Origin of the sequence: Microbacterium lacus, assembly GCF_039531105.1 — a bacterium.
Classification (GTDB): Bacteria; Actinomycetota; Actinomycetes; order Actinomycetales; family Microbacteriaceae; genus Microbacterium; species Microbacterium lacus.
Map to the genome: position 1 here is coordinate 245,501 of NZ_BAAAPK010000001.1, position 22,376 is coordinate 267,876.

The 22,376-nt window shown below is 71.1% G+C and carries 23 protein-coding genes; 3 read left to right on the forward strand and 20 right to left on the reverse strand.

The annotated features are described in order from the left end of the window. Nucleotides 1–114: 114 nt before the first annotated feature. From ABD197_RS01170 to ABD197_RS01235, 14 genes are all read right to left on the reverse strand, one after another. Nucleotides 115–801 carry a DNA-3-methyladenine glycosylase gene (locus ABD197_RS01170; protein WP_344050747.1) on the reverse strand — a complete coding sequence of 229 codons (687 nt, stop codon included), beginning with the start codon at nucleotides 799–801 and terminating at the stop codon, nucleotides 115–117. Further along, a complete protein-coding gene (locus ABD197_RS01175; protein ID WP_344050749.1) occupies nucleotides 798–2,204 on the reverse strand; it encodes a hypothetical protein in 1,407 nt (468 codons plus the stop codon). Before ABD197_RS01175 ends, ABD197_RS01170 begins: the two co-directional genes overlap by 4 nt. After that, entirely contained in the window at nucleotides 2,194–2,955 is a 762-nt protein-coding gene (locus ABD197_RS01180; RefSeq protein WP_344050751.1) for a TIGR03943 family putative permease subunit, read from the reverse strand. Before ABD197_RS01180 ends, ABD197_RS01175 begins: the two co-directional genes overlap by 11 nt. Nucleotides 2,956–2,965: 10 nt before the next feature. Beyond that, the gene (locus ABD197_RS01185) at nucleotides 2,966–3,988 is read right to left on the reverse strand and encodes a permease (RefSeq protein ID WP_425560991.1); all 1,023 of its coding nucleotides are present in this window, start codon (nucleotides 3,986–3,988) and stop codon (nucleotides 2,966–2,968) included. Continuing rightward, nucleotides 3,975–4,385, reverse strand: a complete 411-nt coding sequence (locus tag ABD197_RS01190) for a Fur family transcriptional regulator (protein ID WP_344050753.1) — start codon at nucleotides 4,383–4,385, stop codon at nucleotides 3,975–3,977. Before ABD197_RS01190 ends, ABD197_RS01185 begins: the two co-directional genes overlap by 14 nt. Before the next feature lie 96 nt (nucleotides 4,386–4,481). Then, nucleotides 4,482–5,372: a metal ABC transporter permease gene (locus ABD197_RS01195; protein WP_344050755.1), complete on the reverse strand. Its 891-nt coding sequence runs from the start codon at nucleotides 5,370–5,372 to the stop codon at nucleotides 4,482–4,484. Beyond that, nucleotides 5,369–6,211 carry a metal ABC transporter ATP-binding protein gene (locus ABD197_RS01200; protein WP_344050757.1) on the reverse strand — a complete coding sequence of 281 codons (843 nt, stop codon included), beginning with the start codon at nucleotides 6,209–6,211 and terminating at the stop codon, nucleotides 5,369–5,371. The genes ABD197_RS01195 and ABD197_RS01200 overlap by 4 nt, the downstream gene beginning before the upstream one ends. Beyond that, nucleotides 6,208–7,194 (reverse strand): metal ABC transporter substrate-binding protein, encoded by a 987-nt coding sequence (locus tag ABD197_RS01205; protein ID WP_344050759.1) that lies wholly within the window; start codon nucleotides 7,192–7,194, stop codon nucleotides 6,208–6,210. Before ABD197_RS01205 ends, ABD197_RS01200 begins: the two co-directional genes overlap by 4 nt. A 124-nt stretch (nucleotides 7,195–7,318) precedes the next feature. Next, nucleotides 7,319–7,981: a DUF2461 domain-containing protein gene (locus ABD197_RS01210; RefSeq protein WP_344050761.1), complete on the reverse strand. Its 663-nt coding sequence runs from the start codon at nucleotides 7,979–7,981 to the stop codon at nucleotides 7,319–7,321. 34 nt (nucleotides 7,982–8,015) lie between these two features. Further along, nucleotides 8,016–8,780, reverse strand: coding sequence for a cation-transporting ATPase (locus ABD197_RS01215; RefSeq protein WP_344050763.1), 765 nt, complete (start codon nucleotides 8,778–8,780; stop codon nucleotides 8,016–8,018). 177 nt (nucleotides 8,781–8,957) lie between these two features. Then, a complete protein-coding gene (locus tag ABD197_RS01220; protein ID WP_344050765.1) occupies nucleotides 8,958–10,310 on the reverse strand; it encodes a dihydrolipoamide acetyltransferase family protein in 1,353 nt (450 codons plus the stop codon). Between the two features lie 113 nt (nucleotides 10,311–10,423). Further along, nucleotides 10,424–11,410 carry an alpha-ketoacid dehydrogenase subunit beta gene (locus ABD197_RS01225; RefSeq protein WP_344050767.1) on the reverse strand — a complete coding sequence of 329 codons (987 nt, stop codon included), beginning with the start codon at nucleotides 11,408–11,410 and terminating at the stop codon, nucleotides 10,424–10,426. Next, nucleotides 11,407–12,558: a thiamine pyrophosphate-dependent dehydrogenase E1 component subunit alpha gene (locus tag ABD197_RS01230; RefSeq protein ID WP_344050769.1), complete on the reverse strand. Its 1,152-nt coding sequence runs from the start codon at nucleotides 12,556–12,558 to the stop codon at nucleotides 11,407–11,409. The genes ABD197_RS01225 and ABD197_RS01230 overlap by 4 nt, the downstream gene beginning before the upstream one ends. Before the next feature lie 5 nt (nucleotides 12,559–12,563). Then, the gene (locus tag ABD197_RS01235; RefSeq protein ID WP_344050771.1) at nucleotides 12,564–13,676 is read right to left on the reverse strand and encodes a histidinol-phosphate transaminase; all 1,113 of its coding nucleotides are present in this window, start codon (nucleotides 13,674–13,676) and stop codon (nucleotides 12,564–12,566) included. 52 nt (nucleotides 13,677–13,728) lie between these two features. On the opposite strand from ABD197_RS01235, the gene ABD197_RS01240 reads away from it, so the two are divergent. Then, nucleotides 13,729–14,121: a phage holin family protein gene (locus ABD197_RS01240; RefSeq protein ID WP_344050773.1), complete on the forward strand. Its 393-nt coding sequence runs from the start codon at nucleotides 13,729–13,731 to the stop codon at nucleotides 14,119–14,121. Here the strand turns inward: ABD197_RS01240 and ABD197_RS01245 are convergent. Further along, nucleotides 14,093–15,454: a hypothetical protein gene (locus tag ABD197_RS01245; RefSeq protein ID WP_344050775.1), complete on the reverse strand. Its 1,362-nt coding sequence runs from the start codon at nucleotides 15,452–15,454 to the stop codon at nucleotides 14,093–14,095. The two genes, ABD197_RS01240 and ABD197_RS01245, sit on opposite strands and share 29 nt — an antisense overlap. Then, the gene (locus tag ABD197_RS01250) at nucleotides 15,451–15,762 is read right to left on the reverse strand and encodes a hypothetical protein (RefSeq protein WP_344050777.1); all 312 of its coding nucleotides are present in this window, start codon (nucleotides 15,760–15,762) and stop codon (nucleotides 15,451–15,453) included. Before ABD197_RS01250 ends, ABD197_RS01245 begins: the two co-directional genes overlap by 4 nt. Nucleotides 15,763–15,876: 114 nt before the next feature. On the opposite strand from ABD197_RS01250, the gene ABD197_RS01255 reads away from it, so the two are divergent. Continuing rightward, nucleotides 15,877–16,386: a low molecular weight protein-tyrosine-phosphatase gene (locus ABD197_RS01255; protein ID WP_344050779.1), complete on the forward strand. Its 510-nt coding sequence runs from the start codon at nucleotides 15,877–15,879 to the stop codon at nucleotides 16,384–16,386. 16 nt (nucleotides 16,387–16,402) lie between these two features. Here ABD197_RS01255 and ABD197_RS01260 read toward each other — a convergent pair whose 3' ends face one another. Next, a complete protein-coding gene (locus ABD197_RS01260; RefSeq protein ID WP_344050781.1) occupies nucleotides 16,403–19,090 on the reverse strand; it encodes an ExeM/NucH family extracellular endonuclease in 2,688 nt (895 codons plus the stop codon). Nucleotides 19,091–19,243: 153 nt separating this feature from the next. Here ABD197_RS01260 and purB point away from each other — a divergent pair, with 153 nt between their 5' ends. Continuing rightward, nucleotides 19,244–20,632, forward strand: coding sequence for an adenylosuccinate lyase (gene purB, locus ABD197_RS01265; RefSeq protein WP_344050784.1), 1,389 nt, complete (start codon nucleotides 19,244–19,246; stop codon nucleotides 20,630–20,632). Between the two features lie 33 nt (nucleotides 20,633–20,665). On the opposite strand, the gene ABD197_RS01270 is transcribed toward purB, so the two are convergent. The 3 genes from ABD197_RS01270 to ABD197_RS01280 form a co-directional block, all read right to left on the reverse strand. Then, a complete protein-coding gene (locus ABD197_RS01270) occupies nucleotides 20,666–20,998 on the reverse strand; it encodes an amino acid transporter (protein WP_344050786.1) in 333 nt (110 codons plus the stop codon). Then, nucleotides 20,995–21,672: an acyl-CoA synthetase gene (locus tag ABD197_RS01275; protein ID WP_344050788.1), complete on the reverse strand. Its 678-nt coding sequence runs from the start codon at nucleotides 21,670–21,672 to the stop codon at nucleotides 20,995–20,997. The genes ABD197_RS01270 and ABD197_RS01275 overlap by 4 nt, the downstream gene beginning before the upstream one ends. An 82-nt stretch (nucleotides 21,673–21,754) precedes the next feature. Beyond that, nucleotides 21,755–22,342: a uridine kinase family protein gene (locus tag ABD197_RS01280; RefSeq protein WP_344050790.1), complete on the reverse strand. Its 588-nt coding sequence runs from the start codon at nucleotides 22,340–22,342 to the stop codon at nucleotides 21,755–21,757. Between the last annotated feature and the right edge of the window lie 34 nt (nucleotides 22,343–22,376).

Consider the following 22,376-nt stretch of genomic DNA (forward strand, 5'->3'; position numbering starts at 1 on the left):
CGGACGGTCCCACCCAAGATCCCTTGTCTGCACCCCCACGCCGAACGCGGCCGATGAGGGCCGCAGAAGGAGGAAGGGTACGAACTGCGTGCTGGAGTGCGCGCAGACAAAGAGTCAGTCTAGCACGGGGGCGATCCCGGCCTGACCCGCCGCTCCCCTCCCCCACCGGAACGCCGAGACGGTCGGATCCCCCGCGATCCAGAAGCGCCACGGAAAGGCGCTCGTGCCGGCGTGGCCGGCGACACCCACCCTCGGACCGGTGGAGATCTCCGAGACAGGAACGACGGGGACCGACAGGCACGCCGTCGCGCCGGCCTGCTCGCGACCGGTCACGGCGTCGATGCCGTCGTGGACCGGATGCCGCAATCCCACCGCGGCGCCCAGGCGACCGGGGCCGCGCGCGAGGTCGCGGTCGCGGGTCGCCGCCGGGCGGCGCCGACGTGCGGCATCCGTCCCCGAGATGACCTCGCCGGCGCGCAGCAGGATCCCCCCGGCGACGTCCACCGGTCCGCACACCACGTTCACGCACGAGTGGATGCCGTGACTCAAGTACACGTAGAGGTGACCGGGTTCGCCCCACATCGTCGCGTTGCGCGGGGTGGGGCCCATGCGGGCGTGAGAGCCGGGGTCGGGCACCGGACCCGTCCCGAGTCCGTGGTACGCCTCGACCTCGGTGATCCGCACGGCGACCCGGACCCCGTCGACCCGCGTCTCCAGGACTCCGCCGAGAAGCCTCGGGGCGACCTCGAGCGGCAGCGCGGCGACATCCGCACGGGTGACGGGACGCAGTGCCTCGGTCATCCGGGCGGCACCTGGCACCAGGACATGTCGAACCCGGCGAGGGTGACGACGCTCTTGCCGGTGCCGATCTCGACGATCCGCGACTCGAGTTCGCCCGGCAGGGGGAGGCGGTACCGGTCGTAGGGATTCTGCACGATGTCGGGTGCGACCAGGACGGCGGCATACCGACCGCTCGGCGACACGCACGTCTGCAGGACGACATCACCCGCGGGGAGGTCCATGAGCTCGGTCGTGGCCCCGTCGGCGTCCACCGCGGCGACCGTCGTGCTCACCGGAAGACCGGCGTCGTCCGTCGGGGCCCCGACGCGGACGGTGCCGCCCCCGGGGATCGGCGTGATCGCTCCGCGGAGCCCGAGATCGGCGTCGGGGGCGACGAGGTCGGTCTCGGATGCGTCGGCGAGGTCGATGACCTTCATGCCCTCGAACCGCGCGACGATCGCCTCGGACGAACCGCGCGCGATCCCCTCGATCGCGAGCGCGTCGCCGAGCGCGGTGGCACCTTCGCCCGACGAACCGGTCAGCAGCAGCGATCCGTCGAAGGACAGCAGCAGGATGCTGTCGGTGTCGGGCACGAAGCGCCACTCCGCGACCCGCTCATCGGCGCCGGTGACGGCCACGGGCGTGGGATCGGCATCCGCTTCGCTCTCCTTGAGCGAGGCCGTGAACAGGGCGCTCTCCAGGCCGCCTCCCGCGCCCAGATCGGCGTCCGAGAACGTGTAGCCGATGAGCTCGCCGCGGTCGGCGCTCTGCAGATTCGAGACGAAGCCGTCACCGGGCAGCGGCAGCTCGCGCTCGGAGCCGCCGTCGAGATCCGTGACGATCAGGGCGGACTCGTCGCCGTCGAGCACCGAGACGACCAGGTGGCTCGAGGTCGCGCGGAAGTCCTCGATGTGGTCGTTGCGGAAGACCGGCACGGCTTCCTCGCCGGTGAGGTCGGTGCGGAAGATCGTGTCGCCGCTCGAGGTCCGCTGCAGCAGGTAGACGTGGGTCGACGGCGTCTGGAACGTCTGCGTGAACGTCGCCGCCGGCCCGCCGCCGCGGCCCTCGATGTCCCGGAAGGTCACGGTGTACTCGGTGTCGTCGAAGAGCGGCAGCGTGAACCGCACGCCGACGCTCCGGCCCGATGTGTCCACGGTGAACGGCGTCGCGGGACTGACGGTCACCTGCGCGGGGTCGACCTCGGCGAGGGACTGCGACGTGGTGACGATCAGACGTGATCCGGATGCCGCCACCGCGGCGGCCGGATCCACCTGCACGCCCGAGACCCGCGGCCCCTGCGCGACGCCGGCGGCCGCGCCGACGAGCCCGATCGCGGCGAGGGCCGCCGCGACGATCGCGAACGTGCCGAGGAACACCCGCCCGCGCCGCTTGCGCGCACGGCCGGCGCGCGTGTCAGTACTCATACGGGTCGGACGGCTCGTCGATCGGGTCGACGGCGGTGGCGTCGACCTCCAGGCCCCCGGCCGTCGTCGAGCGGATCGTCCCGGTGATCGTGACCCACTGTCCGGTGTCGAAGTCCGCGGTGCTCGCGGTCACGGGGACGCTCGCCGGCTGCGCGTCGATCACGCAGTGCGTGATCACCAGACGGGTGAGGTCGAATCCGCTCCCCCCCTCGGCGGGAGTGACGAAGCCGGTCAGGGTCACGGTGTCGCCGTCGAACGCGTCGGGGTTCGTCGCGGTGGCGAACACGGTGGCCCACTCCCCCACCCCGAACGACGCCGTGTCGCCGGTCGAAGCCAGGGTGACGGCATCCGCCCCCGCGAACAGCGGCGGAGCCCCGACGTCGCGAGACATCGCGAGCTCGGCCGACAGCGACGCCGGCGGCAGGAGCAGCGTGAGCACCACGACGCCGGACGCCGCGACGCCGCCGGCCACCGTGGCCGCGAAGGCGACGGGGTGTGCCGGGTGCGCGTGTTCGTGCGTGTGCGTGTCGGACTCGGGATGATCGCCGTGGTCGTGCCCGTGGTCGGCTTCGGCCCCGAGCGGCAGCGCGAAGCTCAGCGCCGCACCGACGAGCACGAGGACCGCCATGCCGACCGCGAACCAGGCCGAGTCCGGGTTGATGTACAGCGCGAGGCGTCCGGTCAGGGCGAGGCCGATCGTGAACACCGCCAGGAGCGCGGCCAGCCCCACGCCCAGCCACCTCGTGCCCACGAAGCCCGCCTTACGCAAGGAGGTTCACCACCGACCCGATCGCGAACGCCGAGAGCACCACGATCACCACGAGCCCCGCGAGGGTGCGGGTCGTGAAGGTCGTGCGCATGAGCGCGAGCATCTTGATGTCCACGAGGGGTCCGACGAGCAGGAACGCGACGATCGAGCCCGGAGTGAAGGTCGACGCGAACGACAGCGCGAAGAACGCGTCGACGTTCGAGCAGATCGACACGACCATCGCGAGCGCCATCATCGCCACGATCGACAGTGCCGGGTTCGATCCGATCGCCAGGAGCGCCTCGCGCGGAATGAGCACCTGCACCGCGCCGGCGAGCGCCGATCCGATCACGAGGGCCGGCATCACGGCGCGCAGCTCGATCACGAACTGGGCGAGGCTGCGGCGGCCGCGTCCGCCGGGCTCGTCGAGCACGAGCTCGCACGTGTCGCGGAACCGGTCCGTCAGCAGGGCGTCCGGGTCGGGGTGGCGGCTGTAGAGCCAGCCGATCAGGTTCGCGATCGCGTACCCGCCGAGCAGACGGGCGATCAGGATGCCGTCGCTGAAGCCGAACGCCTGGTTCGTCGTGATGATCACGATGGGATTCACGATCGGCGCGGCGATCAGGAACGTGAGGGTCTCCGGGACGGTGAACCCGCGCATGAGGAGCCCGCGGGCGAACGGGACGTTGCCGCACTCGCACACCGGGATGAGCATGCCGAGGAGCGAGAGCACCATGCGGCGCGCCCACGCCCGGCGCGGCATCCACCGTTCGATCGCTCCGGGTGGCACCCACACCTGCACGACGATCGAGAGCACGACGCCGAGCGCGACGAACGGGAGCGACTCGATCAGGACGCTGACCGCGAGCGTCAGCCCGTCCTGCGCGCGGGTGGGCAGGGAGGCGGGGAAGAGCGTCGGGGCGACCGCGTCGATCACGAACAGCGCGGCGATGACCGCGACCCCGATCGCGACGGCGACCAGGGTGCGTCCCGTCCGCCGCGGCGCGGCGACCGGGCGGCTCTCAGTCCGCGTCACGCTCGCTCGCGGCGGCCGTGCACGCCGCGCAGAGGCCGAAGATGTCGACGATGTGCTCGGCCTGGGTGAAGCCGTTGCGCTCTGCCGTCGCCCGCGCCCACTGCTCGACGTCGGTCGCCTCGATCTCGACCGTGAGACCGCACGAGCGGCAGATCAGGTGGTGGTGGTGTCCCGAGGTGGAGCAGGCGCGGTAGAGGGCCTCACCCTCGGGACTCTGCAGGGAATCGGCCTCGCCTTGAGCCGCGAGACCGGCGAGCGCGCGGTAGACGGTGGCCAGCCCGATGCCGGTGTTCTCGTCGCGCAGGGTCGCGTGCAGCGACTGGGCACTCACGAACCCCGGAGCGTCGGCGAGCGCCTCGCGCACGCGATCGCGCTGCCAGGTGTTGCGCTGAGCCATGCCGGCGAGTCTACCGAGCGGCTCTGAGCGGGAGCCGGGAGGGGGTGGCTGCCGCGCTCGGTGAAACGCCGGGGGGATTTCGCGGGCCCGGGTAGCTCACGCGGCCGCAAGTGTCGATTTCGCCCCGGGCTTCGACCGCGTCACCCGGCCCCGGCGTGCGCCGATCACCCGGCAGACGACGTAGATGAGGAACGAGATCGTCGTGATGTACGGGCTCACCGGCAGGGTCCCGGCGATCGCGAGCAGGATCCCGCCCACCGCCGAGACGAAGCCGAACGCCGCCGAGAGCAGCGGCACCGACAGCGGCCCGGTCGCGACCCGCATGGCCGCGGCCGCGGGGGTGACCAGGAGCGCCATCACCAGGAGCGCCCCGATGATGTGCACCGCGACGGCGACGATCAGGCCGAGCAGCAGCATGAAGCCGAGCGAGATCGCGGTGGTCGGCACGCCGCGCGCCGCGGCGGACTGCGGATCGAGCGAGTCGAACCGCAGCGGACGCCAGATGAACAGGATGCCGAGCAGCACGACCAGGCTGATGCCGATGAGCCAGCCCAGCTGCCCGGTCTGCACGGAGACGATCTGACCCGTCAGGAGACTGAAGCGGTTCGCGCTGCGCCCGTTGTAGAGCGAGAGGAACAGGATTCCGAGGCCCAGACCGAACGGCATGAGGACGCCGATGATCGAGTTGCGGTCGCGCGCCCGGGCGCCCAGCCAGCCGATGAGGGCGGCGGCGATGAGCGAGCCGACGATCGAGCCGGTGACGACGTCCACGCCGATCAGGAGCGCGGCCGCGGCGCCCGCGAAGGAGAGTTCACTGATCCCGTGCACGGCGAAGGCCATGTCCCGCTGGATCACGAAGACGCCGACGAGCCCCCCGACCAGACCCAGGATCGCTCCCGCCCACACCGAGTTCGACACGAGCGCGAGGATCTCGCCGTAGACGGGCAGCCCTCCGAACATCGCGGTGCCGATGTCGTCCCAGTTCATGCGTGCGCCCCGCCCTCGTGGTGCGAGTCGTGGTGGTGGTGCGAGGCCTCCGCGTCCGGCGCGCCGACCACCACGAGCCGGTCGCCGGCGCGCAGGACGAAGACGTGGGCACCGTAGAGGTCGGTGAGGACATCCGAGCGCAGGACCTCGCCCGGCGTCCCGAGCGTGAAGCGCCCGTTCGCGATGTACAGGATGCGGTCGACCTTGCCGAGCAGCGGGTTGATGTCGTGCGTCACGAGCAGCACGCCCGCGTCGCGCTCCCGGCGGTGCCGGTCGATCAGCCCGATCACGGCCTGCTGGTTCGCGAGGTCCAGACTCGTGAGCGGCTCGTCGCACAGCAGGAGCGCGGGGTCGTCCGCGAGCGCCTGCCCGACGCGCAGACGCTGCTGCTCACCGCCGGAGAGGATGCCGATCGGGCGGTCGGCGAACGCGGCGGCGCCGACTTCGTCGACGAGCGTCGCCACGCGTGCGGCATCCGCTCGCCGCGGGATCGGCAGACCGAACCGGTGGCCGTTCACGCCGAGCGCGATGAGGTCGCGGCCGCGCAGGGCGGTGTCACGCGGCAGCGGGCGGGACTGCGGGATATAGCCGATCGTACGGTTTCCGGGCCCGTGCACCGGGCGTCCGTCGACCGTGATCGTGCCCGCACTGAGGGGTTCGAGGCCGAGGATGGAACGCAGCAGCGTGGTCTTGCCCGAACCGCTGGGCCCGAGGACCGCGACGAGCTCGCCGGGCTGCACGTCGAGGTCCAGCCCCGCCCACAGCTCGCGGCCCTCGCGCCGCAGCGCCGCCCCGCGGATCTGCAGGACAGCGCCGCTGAAGTCGGCGGTGCCGCTCACGCGGCCAGCGCGCCCGCCAGCGCGGCGATGTTCTCCTGCATCCACGAGAGGTAAGTCTGGCCCTCGGGGAGCGTTTCCGAAAACGCGATGACCGGGATGCCGAGTCCCTCGGCCTCGTCGGAGATCTGCGTCGTCTCCGCACCACCGGTCTGGCTGTTGACGATCACGACGCGGACGCTGCCGTCCCTGACGAGGTCGAGCGCCTCGAGCAGCGTCGCGGGCGGGACGTCCTGCCCCTCCTCGACGGCTTCGCTGAACGCCTCGGGAGTGAGGTTCTCCAGTCCCGCGGCGGCGGTCAGGTAGACCGGCACCGGCTCGGTGACGAAGACGCCGTCGCCCGCGTGCGCGGCGTCGATGTCGGACAGGCCGGCTTCGAGGTCCGCGATGCCGGCGACGAAGGTCGCGGCGTTGTCCTGGAAGGTGGCGGCGTCCGCCGGCTGCAGGGCGGAGAGCTCCTCGGAGATCGCTTCGGCGACGTGCTCGATCGTGTGCAGGTCGTACCAGACGTGCTCGTTGAAGCCCTCGACGTGGGCGTGGTCGTGGTCGCCGTGGGCGTCCTCCTCGGGCGCCGCGCTGCCCTCCGGGGCCGACGACTCCTCGTGCCCGGCGTTCTCGGGCCAGTCGTGGGAGAACTCCACCGCGGTGATCACCGGCGCCTCCGTGCCGGTCGCCTCGATGAGCGAGTCGATGAAGCCGTCGTAGCCGCCGCCGTTCTCGATGATGAGATCGGCCTTCGAGACGGTCAGCTGATCCTGGGCCGTGGCCTCGAACGAGTGCGGGTCCTGTGCGGCCGAGTTCACGATCGCGGCCACGTCGATCAGGTCTCCGCCGATCTCCTCGGCGATCTGGCCGTAGACGTTCGTGGAGGCCACGACCTGCAGCGTGCCGTCGTCCGTGGACGCGGCATCCGTCCCGGTCGCGCACCCCGCGAGGACCAGAGCGGACAGGGCGAGCACGGGAAGCATTCGGCGCGGGGTCGTCATGACCCCAGACTATCGTTATTGATAATCGTTCTCAAACCCGCCCGCCGGCTCCTCCGCGAGAGGGCACGAATGTAGGGCGACACGCCGCTGAGACCCTCCATTTCTGCCCTCTCGCGAGCGGCAGTCAGGGGCGGCGGGAGCGCTCGGGCCGGATCACCAGGTCTCCGAGGTTCTCGGCGACCCAGGTGCACCACACCGACACCGAGCGCCACGTGTCGCTGATGATGTCGAACGCGTCCGGCGTCCACATCCAGTCGGCGAGCTCCTCCTCGACCCCGACCGCGAGGTGCTTCAGGCGCAGCAGATCGATGCGCGGATGATCGACCGGGTAGCCGCGGGGCGCCGTGCGCAGCGCGTCGTCCGTCATCGGCGCGAGGTGCGCGGCATCCATCTGTGCGAGCACGGCATCGAGCTCCGCCGACAGCCGGTCATGATCGACGATCTCGCGGAACCGAGCGAGCGCCGCGGGCGGGACGTCGTACACGCCGCCCCCGATCAAGAGACCGTGCTCGCTCAGCTGGAGATAGTGCGCGATCGGCGCGCGGGAGACCATCCCGATGTGCGTCTTGTACGGCGTCTTGTCGGCGCTGAAGCGCACATCGCGATACGGGCGGAAGATCTTCACATCGCCGAACTCGGGTTCGAGCTGCATCGCGAGCTCCTCGAACGGACCGCGGACGTGCGCGAGGTAGCGCTCGTTGTTCGCCGTCCACCACGCTTTCGTGTTGTTCACCGCGAGATCGCGGAAGAACACGGGAGCGTCGGGATGCAGTCCTCCGAAAGCCATGCGGCGATCGTAGTCTCCGGAAATCAGCGGCGGATCAGCGTCCGAAGAGGTCGCCCAGACCCGGGATGCCGAAGTCGGACAGCCCCTCGCCGAATCCGGTGACGTGCTCACCGAGGCCCGAGACCTGTTCGCCGACCGCGCCGAGCCCGTCGCCCACGAGCGCCTCGGGGTCGATGCCCGCCGCCATCGACTCGAAGTCCACGCCGAACGACGCGGCCTGCGCGAGGAGCGGAAGCGCGACCGCACTCGCGATCGCGCCGCCCGCGACGAGTCCGAGCACACCGCCCGCGGCAGCACCCGCACCCACGAGTCCGGCTTTACCGCCGGCGCGACCGAGGAGGCCGCGCATGCTTCCCGGCTGCATGGCCTCGGTCCGGGCGGCGGCGCGAGCGAGATCGGCCGGGTCCGCCGAGCGCGGCTGCTCGTAGGACGGCAGCTCGGCGTTCATCCGCGCCTGCACCTCGGCACGCTGGGCGGGCGTGAGCCGCGCGAACGCATCGCGGTGGATGCGCTCGATCTGCTGCGGGTCGGCGGTCTGCATCAGGTAGTCGTACCGGGCGATCGCCGCGCGGTCGGCATCCGTCATCGCGGCATTCGAACCCGTCGTCGCGGCGGGCGACCCAGGAGCCGGCGGCGGCGTGGTCGAGACGGGACGCTTCTCACCCGTGAGCGAGTCGGCGGCCTTCTGGACCATCGAACGCCAGTCGGTGGATGCGGCTCCCCTGGAACCGGCGGATGTGCGGGTCTTGTCGCCCAGGGCCTTGCCGGCGAGGTCGAACAGACGGTTGAAGGTGCTCATGAGGGGCCTTTCGAGACGTTGGCGATCGGGTGATGCCAAGGTCTCCTCCACCCGGAATCCGGGCCGGCGAGCCGGGATGCTGGTCGCATCCGTGATGACGGCTTCACCGCGTCGGGAGTACTCCCCTTGATGAGACGATCGTATGCCGTCGTCGCTATGAATCGGCTGAATCCGTCATCAGTCCAGCAGCAGCGCGGGCTCCTCGAGGACCGAGGCGACGTCGGCGACGAAGCGCGAGATGCCGTCGCCGTCGACGACGCGGTGATCGAATGAACCGGAGACCGTCGTGACCCACCGCGGACGGATCTCCCCGTCGACGACCCACGGCTTCTGCCGGATCGCGCCGAGCGCGATGATGCCGACCTCGCCCGGGTTGATGATCGGGGTGCCCGCATCGACGCCGAAGACACCGATGTTCGTGATCGTGATCGTGCCACCCTGCTGGTCGGCGGGGCTCGTCTTGCCGTCCCGCGCCGTGAGGGTCAGCTTCTCCAGCGCCCGGGCGAGCTCGCGCGTGTTGAGATCCTGCGCGTCCTTGATGTTGGGGACGAGCAGGCCCCGCGGAGTCGCCGCCGCGATGCCGAGGTTCACGTAGTGGCGCACGCGGATCGACGCTCCGTCCTCGCCGTCGACCCACGCCGCGTTCACCATGGGGGTGCGGCGCACCGCCCAGATGACCGCGCGGGCCATGATGAGCAGCGGCGAGACCTTGACGTCGGCGAAGTCCGGTGAGGTCTTCAGCCGCTTCACGAGCTCCATCGTGCGCGAGGCGTCGACATCGACCCACACCGACACGTGCGGTGCGGAGTACGCACTGCTGGTCATCGCGCTCGCCGTCGCCTTGCGGACACCGCGCACCGGGATCGACTCCTCGCGGTCATCGGCCGCCGGTGCCTGCGGCTCGGGCGTCGCGGGGACGGATGCCGCGGCATCCGTCGCCGGAACCGGGATCGTCTCCTCCCGCACGGCACCCCACTCGGGCGTCTGGATGTTGCGGAAGACGCTCGCCTGCGACGCGTGCTTCATGACGTCGTCGCGCGTGACCTCGCCGGCCGCGCCGCTCGGGGTGACGTCGGCGAGGTCGACGCCGAGGTCGCGGGCGAGCTTGCGGATCGGGGGCTTGGCGACCACGCCGACCGACGCGCGAACCGGACGCTCGGCGGGCTTGCGGCGCCGGGACTGCACGTGGCCGGCACTTCCGTAGCCGACCAGGACCGAGCCGCCGCCGTCCGGCTCGTGCGGCTCACCGTGCTCACTCTGACCCGCGGTCGCGGGAGGTGCGGCGGCATCGGCGCCCGCGATCGTGATGATCGCGGCGCCGACGTTCACGGTGGCGCCCTCGTCGGCCAGGAGATCGCCGACGACGCCGGCGAACGGCGAGGGCAGCTCGACGAGCGACTTCGCGGTCTCGATCTCGACCAGCACGTCGTTCACGGCGACGGTGTCACCGGGCGCGACCCGCCACGACACGATCTCGGCCTCGGTCAGGCCTTCGCCGACGTCGGGGAGAAGGAAGGTCTGGGTGCTCATGTTCGATCCTCTCGCACCTTCTTCGTACCGTGAGACTGCATCCGAGGGCCGAGACCTCGGGGATTCCCCTTGGTCTCGGCGTGATGTTGCAGTTTCGCGGGGTAGGGCATCGGTCAGTACGCCAGGGTGCGGTCGACGGCCTCCAGAATGCGGTCCGCATCCGGGAGGTAGGCGCCCTCGAGCTTGGCCGGGGGAAACGGGGCGTCGAAGCCCGAGACCCGCAGCACGGGCGCCTCGAGTGCGTAGAACGCCTTCTCCATCACGGTCGCGGCGACCTCGGAGCCGACGGAGGCGAACCCGGGCGCCTCCTGCGCGTAGACCATGCGCCCCGTACGACGGACCGAGTCCAGGATCGGGCCGTAGTCGACCGGCGACAGCGAGCGCAGATCGATCACCTCGCACGACGTGCCCTCGGATTCGGCGAGTGCCGCGGCCTGCAGGAGCGTCGCCACCATCGCGCCGTGGCCGACGAGCGTGACGTCGGTGCCGCGGCGGACGAGCCGGCTCGCGTGCAGCGGCAGCGCGCGGGCGGTGGTGTCGACCTCGCCCTTCTGCCAGTACCGGCTCTTGGGCTCGAGGAACACGACGGGGTCCTTCGACGCGATCGCATCCTGGATCATCCAGTACGCGTCGTTCGGGGTCGACGGGCTCACGACCCGGAGGCCGGGCGTGTGCGCGAAGTAGACCTCGGGACTCTCCTGGTGGTGCTCCACCGCGCCGATGTGCCCGCCGTACGGGATGCGGATCACGACGGGCATGCTCACAGCGCCCTCGTGGCGGTTCGTGATCTTCGCCAGCTGCGAGGTGATCTGATCGAACGCGGGGAAGACGAACCCGTCGAACTGGATCTCCACGACGGGGCGGAAGCCGCCCATCGCGAGACCGATCGCGGTGCCGACGATCCCGGATTCCGCGAGGGGGGTGTCCAGCACCCGCTGCTCGCCGAACTCGGCTTGCAGCCCTTCCGTGACACGGAACACCCCGCCGAGCTTGCCGATGTCCTCGCCCATGAGCAGGACCCGGTCGTCCTCGCTCATCGCGCGGCGGAGCCCGGCGTTGAGCGCGCGGCTGAAGGGCAGGGTCTCGAGCTGCCCGGTCACGCGGCACCGCCTTCGAACGAGGACTCGTAGTCGGCGAGCCACGCCTTCTGCTGATCGATGAGCGGATGCTCCTCGCTGTACACGTGGTCGAACATGAGGTCGGTGGGGATCCCGCCGAGTTCGACCGTCCGGACGCGCGCGTCCTCCGCGACCGCGGCGCCCTCCGCCTCGACCTCGGCGAAGAACGCGTCCGACGCGCCCCGTCCCCGCAGGTAGGCGCGCATCCGCGAGATCGGGTCACGGCGGGCCCACGAGTCCTCCTCGTCCGAGGTGCGGTACTTCGTGGGGTCGTCGCTCGTGGTGTGCGCGCCCATGCGGTACGTCATCGCCTCGATCGCCCGCGGGCCGCCACCGGCACGAGCCTCGTCGAGGGCGACGCGGGTCACGGCGTAGCTTGCGAGCACGTCGTTGCCGTCGAGCTGCACGCTCGGGATGCTGTACCCCTCACCCCGGCGGTACAGCGGTGACCGCGACTGGGTCGCGACCGGCACCGAGATCGCCCACTGGTTGTTCTGCAGGAAGAACACCTCGGGGGTGCGGTAGCTCGCGGCGAACACCATCGCCTCGTGCACGTCGCCCTGGCTGGACGCGCCGTCGCCGTAGTAGACGATGACGGCTTCGTCGCGCTCGGGGTCGCCCGATCCCGACTTGCCGTCGAAGACGAGGCCCATCGCCAGGCCCGTCGCGTGCAGCGTCTGCGAGCCGAGCACGAGCGTGTAGATGTGCGTGTTGCCGTTCTTCGGGTCGTACGGGTTCCACCCGCCGTGCGTGAGCCCGCGCATCACGCGGATGATGTCGACCGGATCCACGCCCCGGATCGTGCAGACGACGTGCTCGCGGTACGAGGGGAACAAGTGGTCCTGCGCGCGAGCCGCCCGGGCGGATCCGACCTGCGCCGCCTCCTGCCCGAAGCTCGGGGGCCAGAGCGCGAGCTGGCCCTGGCGCTGCAGGTTGGTCGCCTGCTGGTCGAAGGCCCGGATCACGGACATGTCGCGGTAGAAGCCCTCGAGGTCGGCATCCGTCAGCGCGTCGATGATCTCGAGGTAGCGCTCGGCGGCCGGGGTCGGCGCGAGGGATCCGTCCGCGGCGAGGACGCGCACGAGATCGGGCGCTGCGGAATCCGGCACGGCGTTCTCGGGCACAGTCACCCTGCCTACGCTAGCCCGCGCCCCGAGTGGTCCTCTGGGAGGTCCTTCACAACGGATGCCGCGATCCATAGGACCTTCTCGACAGAGTCCTCTTCGCCCACACTGATCCGCAGACCGTCGCCGGCGAACGGGCGCACGATGAGACCCGCCGCGCTGAACGCCTCGGCGATCTCGAGCGTCTCGCGTCCGGCGGGGAGCCACACGAAGTTCCCCTGGGCGTCGGGGATCTTCCAGCCGATCGCGCGCAGGGCGGCGGCGAGCCGGTCGCGGCGCTCCGCGAGCACGCGCACGCGCTGCAGGAGCTCCTCCTCGCGGTCGAGGCTCGCCAGCGCCGCCTCCTCCGCGTGCGCCGTGACCGAGAGCGGGATGCTCGTGCTGCGCGCGGCGTCGAGGATCCGCGGGTGGCCGATCGCATAGCCGACGCGGAGCCCCGCGAGCCCGAATGCCTTCGAGAAGGTTCGGAGCACCACGACGTTCGCCCGGCCTTCGCCGCCGAGCACCTTCAGCCCGTCCACGGAGTCCGGCCGCGTCACGAACTCCGCGTACGCCTCGTCGAGGATGATCAGGACATCGTCGGGAACGGCATCGGCGAACGCATCGAACTCGGCCTGTGTGACGATCGGGCCGGTCGGGTTGTTGGGGGTGCACACGATGATCGCGCGGGTGCGCCCGGTGATGGCCGCGGCCATCGCGGGCAGGTCATGCCGGGCATCCTCCGTGAGCGGCACCTGCACCGGCGTCGCACCGGCGACGATCGCGAGACCGGGGTAGGCCTCGAACGAGCGCCATGCGAAGACGATCTCGTCCCCTGGACCGGAGGTTGCGAGGATGAGCTGGGCGAGGATCGACACGCTGCCGGCGGCGATGTGCACCGCATCGTCGCCCACGCCGAAGCGCTCGGCGAGTCGGGCGCGCAGCCGGGAAGCGGTGGCGTCGGGATACCGGTTCAGCTCCGAGGCGGCATGCACGGCCTCGAGGACGCCGGGCAGCGGGTCGAAGGGGTTCTCGTTGCTGGAGAGCTTGAACGCGTCGGCCGCGGCCTGCTTTCCCTGCCTGTAGGCCGGGAGCGCGGCGATCTCGGGGCGGATCCGGACGGGGATCTCGGGGGCGTCGGTCACCCTGCCGATTGTAGGCCTGGCATCTCGTGGCCATCGTGGCAGACTGACCGCCATGGGTTTCCTCATCCGTGTCGTCGTCAACGCGTTCGCGATCTGGGTCGTCACCCTCATCCCGGCGCTTCAGGTCTCGGTGATCGCATTCCCGCCGGGCGAGACGCTGCAGTTCGTGATCACCCTGCTCGTAGTCGCCGCGATCTTCGCCCTGGTGAACACCGTGATCGGCACGGTGATAAAGATCCTGGCGTTCCCGATCTACATCCTCACGCTCGGTCTGATCGGCCTGATCATCAACGCGTTCCTGTTGTGGCTGACCGCGTGGATCACGGGCTTCTGGAGCTGGGGCCTGCGCGTCGAGGACTTCTGGTGGGGCGTCGTCGCGGCGATCATCATCTCGCTCATCAACTGGATCTTCGGCATCATCCTGCGCCCGAAGCGCCGGGACTGATCGCCGCCGGTCCCGGCTCCGGTGCCGGGACGGCCGGGACGCGCACGGCCGCATACTCGATCACCTCGGCGGATGCCGCTCCCGCGAGCCCTGCGAAGACCTCGCGCACGGCATCCATCCGCGGATCCGCGGAGTCGTCGAGCAGCCGCGCCGTGTGCGCGTAGGTGTCGATCCCGTGCCCCGGGATCCCGAAGTCGTGCACGCCACCTGCGGGATCAGCGGTGCGTTCGGCGACGAAGCTCCCGGGTGCGCCGACGGGCGCGTTTCCGCCGCCGGCGAGCGCGGTCACGGGGTCGTCGCGGTGGCGGAGCGTCACGCTGAGCGTCCCGGCGTCGACATCCGCCTCGACCGGCGAGCCGAACGAGACGAGGGTCGCGGTGTCGTAGCCGCTCTCCACGGCCAGGTATGCGGTCACCATGGCGCCCTGCGAGTGTCCGAACGCGTGCACGATGTCACCGGGGTGCGCACCGGCGTCGCGCAACGCCGCGAGCGTGGCGTCGTACGAAGCCGAGCGCTCTCCGCTGTAGAGCTCGACGTTCGACGCCATGTCGAACGGCTCCGTCGTGCCCGGGGCGATCGTGCGGGTTCCGGTCACGTAGACGGCGAACTGACGGGAGCCGTCCGCCATCTCGTAGCGCTCGACCCGGATGCGGCTCTGCCCCGACGGCATCCGTGCCGCCGCATCCGCGAGCGAGACCGGCGCATGCACGGGAGCGGGACGCGCGAGGGCCGACACGACGACGGGCTCCGCAGCACCACGGAGGCGCGCGGTGGACGCAACGGCGCCCGCCCGGGTCGCCCCTATGCCCTGGAGCACGGTCCAGGTGACCCCGGCGGCGACGGAGCCGAAACCGGGAGCCAACCACCACAGTGCACCCGGCGCCTGGCGGGCGAGCTCGGCCGGCCAGAAGGCACCGTGCGCGAGGACCTCCCGGCGAGCGGATCCATCCACGTCCGGGTCAGCTCGGAGCAGCCCGCCGATGCGCGCGTCGAGCTGAGCGACGCGGGCCGCATCGTCCGCGGCCGCCGCCACGGCGCGCTCCGCCCGCAGCTCGATGAGCTCGTACACGTCGGCGGCGAAGCGGAGCTCACGGACGATGCCGTTCCCCTGATCGACGGCGGCCGCGATGAGGCGGCGGGCGCCCTCGACGGTCTCCGCCGGACCCCAGATCGCCGTCGAAACGTCCCACAGCGCCCGCCCCGCCGCCGCGACCGATGTCGCGATCTCGTCGAGGTCGGCGGCGAGGACGGCGAACGCGGCGCTCGCATCCCGGAGCGACACCGTGTCCACAGCGACCGGGCCTCCGCCGCGGATGTCGAGGTCGTCGCTCACTCCAGTCCCGTCCAGACGCGGGACTCGATGCGCAGGCGCGCGCGGACCGTTTCATCGCGCGCGGCGGCCACCTCGCTCGGCAGGACGGCCACGGCGCGGCGCCACGCGTCGGCGGCGGCGAAGAACCGGGTGGCGGCATCCGTCTGCCATCTCGTGCGCTCGGCCGCCTGCACGGCGCCGACCGCGATGGTGTCGAGCCGACGGACTGCGTCATCGAGGCGTCTCTCGGCGCTCGACAACGCCTCGAGAGCTCGGGCCCACGCGCCGGCGTCGGCCGCCGTCAGAGCTGCGTCGAAGGGGCTCGCCATGGAAGGAGTCTGACCGGCCTCGCGAGCCGCACACGACGCGCTCGGCGCGATTGGGGACAACGGGTGTCATGACCGCGTTGTGCAGGAACCGCCTCCCGGTCGCAGAATGGGTGGATGACCGTTCGCGCCGTGGAGCCCTTCCACGTCGTCTTCGTCTGCACCGGCAACATCTGCCGCTCGCCGATGGCGGAGGTCGTCTTCCGGTCGCTCGCCGACGCGGCCGGACTCAGCGACCGGGTGGCATCGACGAGCGCCGGCACCGGGGACTGGCACGTCGGCGAACGAGCCGATCAGCGCACGATCGACGCGCTCGACCGGCACGGCTACGACGGCACCAGGCACCGCGCGAAGCAGTTCACGCACGCGGATTTCGCGCGCAACGACCTCGTGGTCGCGCTCGACCGCAGCCATGAGCGCATTCTCCGCGGGTGGGCGAGGACGGATGCCGACGCCGACAAGATCGCGCTGCTCATGTCCTTCGAGCAGGGCGGACTCACCCTCGACGTGCCCGACCCTTACTACGCGGGCCCCGCCATGTTCGACGACGTGCTGGAGATGATCGAGCGCGGCAGCACCGCACTCTTCCGGCAGCTGGAGCCGGCGATCCGCCCCGTGAAGGGCTGACCGCCGGCACCCGCGGCTACTTCTCGACGCGGACCGTGACCGTCTCGGTCGTGGCGTTGCCGGCGGCGTCGGTCGCGCGGTAGGTGAAGGTGTACACCGAGCGGTGTGCGGCGATGACCGTGAACCGCGTGTCGCTCAGCTGCGTCACGGCCGCCTTGCGGTTTCCGGCCGCGACCGCCGAGACGAGCTCCACGCTCACATCGCCGGAGTCATCCGCCGCATCGACCGAGATCGTCACCTGGCGCGGCTTGCTGTTCGGCGGCCACACCGAATCCGGAGACGCGGTGAGTTCGAGCGTCGGGGGTGTCGTGTCGGGCAGCGTGAGGTCAAGGCCCACGACGACCGGGTCGTGGTCGCTCGAGCGGTACGCATCGGGCGCGTACAGCTCGGCGACCTGATCGGCCGATTTGAACTCGGTGTTGTAGTCGAGCACCGTCGGCTCGTCCGCGTTGATCAGCCAGTGCTCGGCACCGGTGACGTCCTCGGCGAGCGACGTGCCGGCCAGCGCGTAATCGAGATACCCGAGCTGACCGTCGAAGACATACGAGTACGCGTTCTCACCCTGGAACTGCGCGACCATGTCGGTGAAGCCCGCATCGCGGAGTGCGTCGATCGGGTCTTCCTTGTCGTACGAGTTCAGGTCGCCGATGATGAGCTCGCGGCCGGCGCCCTGACCGGTCGGGTCGCCCGCGAGCCAGTCCGCGAGCGCGGTCGCGGCCAGCGTGCGGGTGATGTTGCAGTTGCCCGCGCCGTCACCGAGGTCGGGGTCGCCCAGCGCGTTGCAGTCCGATCCCTTCGACTTGAAGTGGTTCACGACGACGGTGACCGGCTCGCTTCCCCCGACCTGCGCGAAGGTCTGCGCGAGCGCCGGCCGGTTGTTGTCTCGGAACCGCGGGTCGATCGCCGAGGTGAGCACCGCGACGTCGCCCTGCGGCTGCACGGCAGCAGGCTGGTAGATGAGCGCCGTGGTGATCGCGTCCGTGCCGACCACTCCGGTCGGGATGAACGCGTACGTGCCCGCGCCGGCGACGGCGTTGAGCGCGTCCACGAGGGCGGCGACCGCCGTCCCGTTGTTCTCGATCTCGATGAGCCCGGTGATGTCCGCGTCGATCTGGGTGATCGCGCTGACGATCTTCGCCTGCTGGCGCTCGAACTCCGCCGCGGTGTTCGCACCGCGGTCGCCGAGGGTCGTGAAGTAGTTCAGCACGTTGAAGCTCGCGACCGTCACCTCGCCGCCGACCTCCGGCACGCCGCCGCGCGGGTTGGCGGCCGTGTACTCGGCGGCGCCGGTCGGCTGGATCGCCCATCCGCCGAAGCGGTAGTCCAGCACTCCGGTGATGCCGGTGAGCAGGTCGCCGCCGCGGAACGAGTTCGCCAGGGTGAACTCGGCGCCGTCGGGGTGGCGGAGCGGATCGGGGTTCTGCGTGCCCAGGCCGTCGTCGAGCGTGATGCGCTCGAGGGCGTTCTGCGCGGCGAGCGCGGTCGCCTCGGCCGAGCCGGGCTCGAACACCGCGGTCGGCTGCATCTGCCGCGTGAGGCCGACCTCGACGCTGCCGAACCGGCTGTACTCGAAGTACTCGAGGATCGACAGCGACTGCGGGAGCGTGACCGCCATGCCCTCGAGGGCCTCACGGGCGCCCGCGTCGGCCGGGAGGGTGAGCGCCGTGGGCGCCGGCAGCGCGGCGCCGGTCGCGCAGACCTCCACCCCGCCCACGGTGATCTCCGTGAGCGACCCGCCGGCGGAGGCGAATTCGCTCACCGTGCCGGCGACGTTCACCACGTCTCCCGTGGACACATCGGTGGCGGCACCGGGTGCATAGATGAAGACACCGTCGGACGTGGCGGGATCGCCGTCACCGGCATCCTGGATGAAGTACCCGGTGAGCCCGCCCGCGGACTGGAAGTCGCCGACGACGACGCCCTCCACACGGACGACCTGCCCGACCACGGGCGAGGTGTCGCCGCTGCCCTGCACGGAGCCGATCGTGACGGTCTCGGCGTCGCAGTCCGCGTCACCGGGCTGCGGGCCGGGGTCGACGAAGGTCGCGTTCGCGCCGCCGGGGGTGTTCAGTGCCTCACCCGCGACGAGCGTGCCGGCGGAGCCCGGGATGCCGGCGAGGTCGAAGTCGTTGCGCACCCAGTCCGACGTGTCATCGGTGTCGGTGCCGTCCGGGATGCGCGACGCGCCGCCGGGAGTGAAGGACAGCCCGTCGTAGCCCTGGGTGAGAGTGGTGCCGCCGTACGTGCGGTCGCCGGCGCCGCCGTCGTTCACGGCGATCGCGTCCACGACCGTGAGACCGAACGCCGCGTCGATCGTGCCGTCGTCGTCGGCGTCGAGATCGACGTTCAGCGCGGGGATCGCGCCGGTCACCAGCAGCAGGCTGAGCGTGCCGTTCTCCAGCGCGTTCGCGGGCAGCGAGGTGAGGGATCTGCCGGACGCGTCCGGAGCGGGGAAGGAGATGACCTCGTCGACGACGCCGAAGACGGGGGAATCGCCTTCGATCTCCAGCACGCGGTAGCCGGACAGGTCGGTGCCCGGCGGGGCGAGGAGTTCGACGTACTCGACGTCGGTGCCGGCGGTGCTGGCGGAGAACTCGTTGATCACGACTCCCCCGGTCGCCGCGGTGGCGGGCGCGGCGGCGAGGGATCCCGCGAGGGCGAGGACGAGGGCGGTGGATGCCGAGACAACGGTGGGACGGCGCACGAAGGCACTCCGATCGATGGGGGGATATCGGATACGCGCCCAGGCTACGTGCGAGCGCCGACATGCGAAACCCCCTCTTCGCGGACCGTCGGGTGACCACCGGGTGAACACCGCCCGGGGCGCGCGGGGGCCCGCCCGGTAGGATCGCCTTTCGTGACCTCCCTCCCTCCGCAGCCGCTCAGCCCGCTCGACGGCCGGTACGCCGGTGCCGTGGGCGCCCTCTCCGAGTACCTCTCCGAGGCGGGCCTGAACCAGGCCCGCGTCGAGGTCGAGGTCGAGTGGCTCATCGCGCTCACGGACCGCTCGCTGTTCGGCACGTCCCCGCTGACGGATGCCGAGAAGGAGAGCCTGCGTGGGCTCTACCGCGACTTCGGGCAGGCCGAGATCGACTGGCTCGCCGAGAAGGAAGCTGTCACGCGCCACGACGTGAAGGCCGTCGAATACCTCGTCCGCGACCGGCTGTCCGCCCTCGGACTCGACGGGATCGCCGAGCTCACGCACTTCGCGTGCACGAGCGAGGACATCAACTCCGCCTCCTACGCCCTGACGGTCCAGCGTGCCGTGACCCGGGTGTGGCTGCCGAAGCTGCAGGGTGTGATCGACACGCTCCGTCGCCTGGCCGAGCAGCACCGCGACGCCGCGATGCTCTCCCGCACGCACGGCCAGCCCGCGACTCCGACCACGATGGGCAAGGAGCTCGCGGTCTTCGTCTGGCGCCTCGAGCGCGTCGCGGCGCAGGTGGCGGCATCCGAGTATCTGGCGAAGTTCTCCGGGGCCACCGGAACATGGTCGGCGCACCTGTCCGCCGAGCCCGACGTCGACTGGCCCGAGCTGTCGCGCCTCTTCATCGAGGGCCTCGGCATCGGATTCAACGTCCTGACCACCCAGATCGAATCGCACGATTGGCAGGTGGAGCTCTACGACCGCGTGCGCCATGCGGGCGGCATCCTGCACAACCTCGCGACGGATGTGTGGACCTACATCTCCCTCGGCTACTTCTCGCAGATCCCGGTCGCCGGCGCCACCGGATCCTCGACGATGCCGCACAAGATCAACCCGATCCGCTTCGAGAACGCCGAGGCCAACCTCGAGATCTCGGGCGGGCTGCTCGCGACGCTCGCCGCGACGCTCGTGACCTCGCGCCTGCAGCGCGACCTCACCGACTCCACGACGCAGCGCAACATCGGCGTGGGCCTGGGCCACTCGCTCCTCGCCCTGGACAACCTCCAGCGCGGCCTCGGCGAGATCGCCCTCGCGCAGCCGGTGCTGGATGCCGACCTCGACGGCAACTGGGAGGTGCTCGCCGAAGCGATCCAGACCGTCGTCCGCGCCGAGATCGCCGCCGGCCGCTCGCAGATCACCGACCCGTACGCGCTGCTGAAGGACCTCACGCGCGGCCGCCGTGTCGGCGGGCCGGAGCTCGCGGAATTCGTCCGGGGCCTCGACATCGGGGATGCCGCGAAGGAGCGCCTGCTCGCGCTGACCCCCGCGACCTATACGGGCCTGGCCTCGGCGCTGGTCGACGAAGTCGCAGCGCGCTGAGGCCGGGCCGGGCTCGCGAGGAGGACGGGCGACTCAGCGCTTCGTCGAACCTGCGGCGTCCGGGCCCGTGCCGTCGGCCGGCTTGTCCTTCGGCAGCAGCACCGGAGTGTCGATCTGCTTCTTCACCTGCGCCGGGTCCACCGCCAGGAGCATGAGGGCGACCATCACGAGCACGACGATGAACGTGATGCCGGCGACGATCAGGGCGAGCTGAAGCGCGGCGGGCGCCTGCTCGGGGCCACGCTGCTGGAAGAAGCCCATCGAGACCAGCGTGACGATCCCGGCGAACAGCGCCGAGCCGAACGCCAGGCCGAGCAGCTGGACGGGCTTCATGAGGTCGCGGCGGGTGGGCTTGTCGTCGGTCATGCCGAGCCCCTCTCGTGTTCGGGGGCGGGAAGCGGCTCGGCGTCGACGGCATCGACCGCGCGGCGCGGGGAGAGTCCCGCGATCGCGAGGTACACGGCGAGGATCGCCGCGTAGCCGCCGAACAGGCCGACCCCGATGATGATCGCGGTGAGCGTGAACGTCTGATCGGCTTCGGTGATCGTGTACTGCAGTGCCGGGAATCCGGGCACGAACATGAGCGCGACGCCGAGGACGAGGGTCAGGATGCCGACCGTCATGCCGTCGCGGGATGCCGTGCGGGCGGCAGCCGTCTTCGGCAGAGCCTTCGCCTCCCGCAGGCCGCGCGCACCGACGATCGCCTCGATCAACCCGGTCAGCAGCGCCCAGGAGATGAGGATCACGAAGAACATCGCGTCGGTGCGCAACTGCGCGACGCCGGCCGCGAGGCCCGCGATGACCGAGAGCGAACCGGCCGCCACCGACGGCCAGCGCGTGTCGACCGTGTAGACGAGCCAGCCGGCCGCGATGAGGACGAGGCCTGTCGCGAGCGCGAAGCCGCTGAAGATCGACAGGCCGATCACGGCGGAGTGGTCGGAGGAGAAGGTCACCATGATCGCCGCGATCGCCGCGAACGCCGCACGTGCGAGCTGCACGTGGCGCAGTTCGAAACTGCGGGTGGCGGACGGTTTCGTCACGGGATCTCCTGCTGCGGAGCGGGTGTGGGAACGCCGTCCAGTCTACGGCGTGCGGTGCACCCGGCAGCCGGTGCCGGCGGCGTCAGGTCCGGCGGGTGCCGTCGGCGGCACGGGCGCCCGCGGTGCCGTCCACGACGACGTCCGCGCGCGCGGCTGTGCCGTCGGCGGCGAAGAACGCGGCCTCCTCCGGCATCCACCGCTCCCACAGGTGACGGTGGCTCTCTCCGTCGCGGGCGATGCCGCGCCGCATCCGCTCATCGGCGGGCGCGTCGACCCACACCCGCACCGCGAGCCGGTCCGCGACCGCGCGACGCGTGCACGTCACGCCCTCGAAGATCACGAACGGCGCCGGCTCGACGCTCTTCCATCCGGCGAGGCCGTCGCCGAACTCGTCGCCCTGCCAGTCGCGCACCCGATATCGCGCCGTGCGGCCGGCCAGAAGCGGTTCGACGACCTCGGCGTCGAATCTCGGCCACCAGCCCGCGAAGTTCCCCCACGAGACGAAGTCGTCGATCTCGACGATCGGGGCGTCCAGTTCGTGCGCGACCGCGCGCGCGATGGTGGACTTGCCCGCGCCGGACGGCCCGTCGATCCCGATGAGCCGCACACCCTCGAGGTCCGACGTGCGCGCCGCGTCGGTGATCGCGGCGACGATGTCGTGGTCGGGCATCGGACCATCCTGCCAGGCCGGGCCGCATGTGCCG

Coding starts and splice junctions, on each gene's coding strand:
- ABD197_RS01170 (WP_344050747.1), bottom strand. CDS start 801: ATGACCGAGGCACTGCGTCCCGTCACCCGTGCGGATGTCGCCGCGCTG.
- ABD197_RS01175 (WP_344050749.1), bottom strand. CDS start 2,204: ATGAGTACTGACACGCGCGCCGGCCGTGCGCGCAAGCGGCGCGGGCGG.
- ABD197_RS01190 (WP_344050753.1), bottom strand. CDS start 4,385: ATGGCTCAGCGCAACACCTGGCAGCGCGATCGCGTGCGCGAGGCGCTC.
- ABD197_RS01195 (WP_344050755.1), bottom strand. CDS start 5,372: ATGAACTGGGACGACATCGGCACCGCGATGTTCGGAGGGCTGCCCGTC.
- ABD197_RS01205 (WP_344050759.1), bottom strand. CDS start 7,194: ATGACGACCCCGCGCCGAATGCTTCCCGTGCTCGCCCTGTCCGCTCTG.
- ABD197_RS01210 (WP_344050761.1), bottom strand. CDS start 7,981: ATGGCTTTCGGAGGACTGCATCCCGACGCTCCCGTGTTCTTCCGCGAT.
- ABD197_RS01215 (WP_344050763.1), bottom strand. CDS start 8,780: ATGAGCACCTTCAACCGTCTGTTCGACCTCGCCGGCAAGGCCCTGGGC.
- ABD197_RS01220 (WP_344050765.1), bottom strand. CDS start 10,310: ATGAGCACCCAGACCTTCCTTCTCCCCGACGTCGGCGAAGGCCTGACC.
- ABD197_RS01240 (WP_344050773.1), top strand. CDS start 13,729: ATGGGTTTCCTCATCCGTGTCGTCGTCAACGCGTTCGCGATCTGGGTC.
- ABD197_RS01250 (WP_344050777.1), bottom strand. CDS start 15,762: ATGGCGAGCCCCTTCGACGCAGCTCTGACGGCGGCCGACGCCGGCGCG.
- ABD197_RS01255 (WP_344050779.1), top strand. CDS start 15,877: ATGACCGTTCGCGCCGTGGAGCCCTTCCACGTCGTCTTCGTCTGCACC.
- ABD197_RS01270 (WP_344050786.1), bottom strand. CDS start 20,998: ATGACCGACGACAAGCCCACCCGCCGCGACCTCATGAAGCCCGTCCAG.
- ABD197_RS01280 (WP_344050790.1), bottom strand. CDS start 22,342: ATGCCCGACCACGACATCGTCGCCGCGATCACCGACGCGGCGCGCACG.